This window comes from Nocardia testacea NBRC 100365 (genome assembly GCF_000308775.1).
GTDB classification, from domain to species: domain Bacteria; phylum Actinomycetota; class Actinomycetes; order Mycobacteriales; family Mycobacteriaceae; genus Nocardia; species Nocardia testacea.
The window spans coordinates 1-4701 of the sequence record NZ_BAGJ01000064.1; the positions used below are offsets into that span (position 1 = coordinate 1).

Here is a 4701-nt window from a genome sequence, read left to right on the forward strand (position 1 = left end):
CGCCTTTCGGTGCCGAGTTCAGCGAGGCCCTGAAAGGGTCGAGGCCCGTCCCGCCGTTCAGGCCTCGAAAGCGCCCGCGCGAAGCGCAAGTCTCGAGGCCTGAACGGCGGGACCTTCGGGGGCCTCGACCCCCGCGACGCCGGAGGCGGCGCCAAAATTACAGCAGCTGCCGGAGGCGGGCGCCCAGGGCGTCCCAGCGCCACTGGCGTTCTACGAAGGCCCGTCCGGCAGCGCCCATTTCGGCGGCGGCGTCGCGGTCGGCGAGGATATCGGCGATCGCGTCGGCGACGTGGTCGGCGCGGCGGCCGTCCACCACCCGCCCGGTTTTCCCGTCCAGCACCGTCTCCGGGGCGCCACCCGAGGTTCCGGCCACCACGGGGACGCCGGTGGCCGAGGCCTCCAGGTAGACGATGCCGAGACCTTCCACATCGAGGCCGGCGCCGCGGGTGCGGGCGGGCATGGCGAACACATCGGCGAGGGTGTGGTGGGCCGCGAGTTCGGCCGCGGGCACGCGGCCGGTGAACACCACGTCGTCGGTGAGGCCGAGGGCGTCGGCGAAGCCGCGCAGCCGGTCTTCGTAGGGACCGCTGCCGGCGATCACCAGGACGGCGCCCGGGATCCGTTCCTTGATCCGGTGCATGGCGATCAGGAGTACGTCCTGGCCTTTGCGCGGAACCAGCCGCGACAGGCAGAGCACGGTGGGCCGGTCGCCGAGACCGTAGCGTGCGCGCAGTTCGGCGCGGGCGGCCGGATCGGGACGGAAGGTTTCGGTGTCCACACCGGGCGGCAGGTATTCGAGGGCGGCGTCGGGCCCGAACGCGGCGGCGAACCGCCGGCGCGTGTATTTGCTGACATAGGTGACGACATCGGTGTGGTCCCCGATGACCCGCAGCGCCTGCCGGGCGGCCGGCAGCATCGACCAGCCGACCTCGTGGCCGTGGGTGCTGGCCAGGATCCGGTGGGCACCGGCGCGCCGCAGCGGTGCGGCGAGCAGGGCCAGCGGCGCGGCCGCGCCGAACCACACCGACTCGCACCCCTCGGCGCGCAGTACCTTTCGGGCGCGGCGCAGCACCGCGGGGGTGGGCAGCATCAGAGTGGTGGGGTGGCGAACCACCTGGAAGGGCTGTTTCGCGTCGAATCGGGTGTGGCTGTCCCCGCGCCACCGCGGTGCGTAGACGACCAGATCGTCGGGGGGCAGCTGCCCGGCCAGCGCCTGCAGATACGACTGGATACCTCCCGGCCGCGGCGGGAAATCATTGGTAACCAGCAGAGTTCGAGCCATACGAACCACAGTATTGGCGCGCTGTCGGCCGAGTCGCTCCGGGTGTCAGTAGCGCCGGGCGGAGTGATAGGGCGTGGAATCCATGGGGGCCACGGCCACCGGGACGCCGAAAGTCGAGGCATGCAGCATCAGGCCGTTGCCGGCGTAGATGCCGACGTGGGAGATGTCGTCGTAGAAGAAGACGACATCGCCGGGCTGCAGTTCGTCGCGGTCCACGGGGGTGCCGTAGGCGGCCTGCGCCGAACTGGTGCGCGGCACATCCTTGCCGACCTGCTTGAACGCCCACTGCACCAGACCGGAGCAGTCGAATTGGTCGGGCCCGGTGGCACCCCAGACGTAGGGGTCGCCGACGCGGGTCAGTCCGGCGGCCAGGGCGCTGGTGCCGCTGCCGGGTACCAGGTCGCGGAGCAGGCTGTCGCGATCGAACCCGGGGGGGAAGGGGGATCCGGCCAGCGCGGTGCGGTCCGCGGTCGACAGGCTGCCCCAGGCTTCGATGACCCGCGCCACCGCGTTCTGCAGATCGGTCTGCTTGCGCCCGACGTCGTCGCGCACGGCGTTCGCCTGATCGGCGGCGGCGCGAGCGGTATCGGCGGCGGCGCGGGCGGCCGATTGCGCGGCGGTCGCGGCGTCGGTGGCGCGTTTGTACTGCTTCAGCTGGTCGGAGGTCTGGGTGGCGACCACGTCCAGCGTGGACATCTGGTCCAGCAACTGCTGCGGGGAGTCGCTGACCAGAACCGAGAACAGGCGGTTGGTGCGGGCGCCCTGGTAGGCCGCGATAGCGGTGCGGTCGATCATCGGCCGGTAGCGGGCCACCTCGTTGCGCGCCGCGTCGACGGCGGCGCCGGCCGCGGCGACCTTGGCGTCGGCGTCGGCCTGAACGGCCAGTTTCGCGTCGAGGTCGGCCTGCGCGGTGAGAGCCTGCTGATTGAGCTGTTCGGCCTGCCGGGACAGGTCGATCATCTGCTGGACCGCTTCGGTCGCGGAGGTCGGCGCGGGGGCCGGATCGGCTCCGGCCGGGCCGCCGCCGTAGAGGGCCGCCGCCAGGAGGCCGGCCGCCAGGGCGGTCCGTCCCCGATGCCGGTCTCGCCTGTGGCCGGGCCCGCGTCGCCGATCCCGCCGACGTCGTTGCCGCTGTTCGTGTCCTGCCACAGCCTGCCGTGCCCCGCTCTCCGTATGACGCTCTGTGCGAAGTAGCCCGTAAAGGTCTCGATTAGATTACGGACGGGCTCCCGGGGTGTCCAGTACGACCCGGCGCGGCCGCCCGGCCAGTGGCCGAGGGGTCGCACCGGAGACCCCGTGAGCGGCGCTCAGTACCGCCGCGCGCCGGCGACCGGCATGGACGAGATGGGCGCGACCGCGACCGGTGAGCCGGCGGTGGAGGCGTGCACGACATTGCCGTCGCCCGCGTACAGGCCGGAGTGGCCGCCGCCGTAGAACGAGACGACGTCGCCGGGCTGCAGATCGTTCATCGAGACCGGGGAACCCGAGGCGAGCTGTGCGTCGCTGGTGCGCGGTAGTTCGCGCCCGGCCTGTCTGTAGGACCACTGCACCAGGCCGGAGCAATCGAAGGCGTTCGGGCCGGCCGCGCCGTAGACATAGGGGGCGCCGACCTTGGAGAGCGCGGCGTCGAGCGCGAGCTGGCCCGCGGTCTTGGTGGGGGTGACGAACGGCGGCGCGACGGTGGCGCCGGGGGCCTGCACGCCGGGGATCCCCGCCGGGATCGGGATCTCGTTGGGCACCTCGAACGTGCCGAAGCCGTCGATGGTCACCGGCTGGGCGGCGGCCGGCGCGGCGGGGAGCAGGAATGCGCCCAGGGTGGCAGCGCCGACGGCTCCGGTTACGGCTACGCGCCGTGCCTGTCGCTTGACGGTGTTGAACGCCATGATGCGGTCCTTCCGATCTCCCCGCCCGGTCGCACCGCCGGTGGTGCGCCGAACTCCGCGAGGTCTCGAAAAGATTACGAACAGATCACGGTCATTTGTAAAGCCCCTGGTCTCGATAAACGTGCGGGCCGCAGCTTTCGCCCGGCAAATTGTGCGAGCGAAATCACAGGCCCGCGGCGGATTGCGCCGAGGTTACGTGTGGATGAGACACGGGTATGTGGGCGTCTCTCCTCCAAAGTCTTTCGGCGGCGGAATCTCTCGTTTTTCCCAGTTCGAGCGGGCGGATGTCCGGGATGGGACAGGGGCCTTGCTGGGACGTCCGTTCCGGTTTGCTCTGCGGCGAACCGCGCCTTTTGGATTCCTCGACCATTTTCCGGCGAATACGGCTATTGGATAGCAATCGAACATTGATTGTGAACTGGCACACAAATACGTGGTGAGCGATGCGCGGATGGGGAATACGGACGGATTCGACGCCCCCCGGCGATCACACTCGACGATCCGGTCTCGCGAACCTGTCGTACCCGCCGAGTAGCCTGCCGCCGTGTCCGAACCCGCCCCGCTGCCTGCCCGGCAACTGGCGTTCGACCAGCTCGACACCCCGCTCTACGACACGACTTTCGTGGTGGTGGACCTGGAAACCACCGGTACCAGCCCGGCCGACGACGCGATCACCGAGATCGGCGCGGTGAAAGTACGCGGGGGTGAGGTACTCGGCGAATTCGCGACCCTGGTCGACCCCGGCCGGGCCATACCTCCGGCGGTCGTGCAGGTCACCGGCATCACCACCGCCATGGTGCGGGCCGCACCGCCGATCGAGGCCGTCCTGCCCGGATTCCTGGAGTTCGCCGCCGGAGCGGTACTCGTCGCACACAACGCCCGATTCGATATGGGATTCCTCAAAGCCGCCGCGGCGCGCTGCGATACCCCGTGGCCGCGCGCCCAGGTGGTGTGCACGGTCCGGCTCGCGCGGCGGGTGCTCGGCCGGGACGAGGCGCCATCGGTCCGGCTCGGGGTGCTGGCCCGGTTGCTCGGTGCGAGCACCACCCCCACCCATCGCGCTCTCGACGACGCCCGCGCCACCGTGGATGTGCTGCACGCGCTGATCGGCCGGGTCGGGAATCAGGGAGTGCACAGCCTCACCGAACTGATCGACTATCTACCCGAGGTCACCGCCGGGCAGCGGGCCAAACGCGCCCTCGCGGTCGACCTGCCCGCCGCGCCCGGTGTCTACCTGTTCCGCGGTCCCTCGGACGAGGTCCTCTACATAGGGACGGCGGTGAATCTGCGCCGCCGGGTGCGCAGTTATTTCACCGGCTCGGAGACCCGGGGGCGGATCCGGGAGATGGTGCGGCTGGCCACCCGGGTCGACCATGTGGTGTGCGCGCACGGCCTGGAAGCCGGTGTCCGGGAATTGCGGCTGCTCGCCGCGCACGCCCCGCCCTACAACCGGAGGTCCAAATTCCCGAAACGCGCCTGGTGGATCGCGCTCACCGCCGAGGCCTTCCCCCGGCTGACCCTGGTCCGTGAACCCGG

General features: G+C 70.7%; 4 protein-coding genes. 1 reads left to right on the forward strand and 3 read right to left on the reverse strand.

Annotation, left to right across the window (positions count from 1 at the left end; genetic code table 11):
* Positions 1–157: 157 nt before the first annotated feature.
* From ON38_RS08170 to ON38_RS08180, 3 genes are all read right to left on the reverse strand, one after another.
* On the reverse strand, positions 158–1282 hold the full coding sequence (locus tag ON38_RS08170) for a glycosyltransferase family 4 protein (RefSeq protein WP_039823708.1): 1125 nt from the start codon (positions 1280–1282) through the stop codon (positions 158–160).
* 45 nt (positions 1283–1327) lie between these two features.
* A complete protein-coding gene (locus ON38_RS08175) occupies positions 1328–2242 on the reverse strand; it encodes an NlpC/P60 family protein (protein WP_085995368.1) in 915 nt (304 codons plus the stop codon).
* Positions 2243–2589: 347 nt separating this feature from the next.
* A complete protein-coding gene (locus ON38_RS08180) occupies positions 2590–3165 on the reverse strand; it encodes a C40 family peptidase (RefSeq protein WP_039823710.1) in 576 nt (191 codons plus the stop codon).
* A 544-nt stretch (positions 3166–3709) separates the two neighbouring features.
* Between ON38_RS08180 and ON38_RS08185 the strand changes: the two genes are divergently transcribed.
* Positions 3710–4701 (forward strand): DEDD exonuclease domain-containing protein (locus ON38_RS08185; RefSeq protein WP_157181700.1); only part of this gene is annotated, 992 nt, incomplete at its 3' end.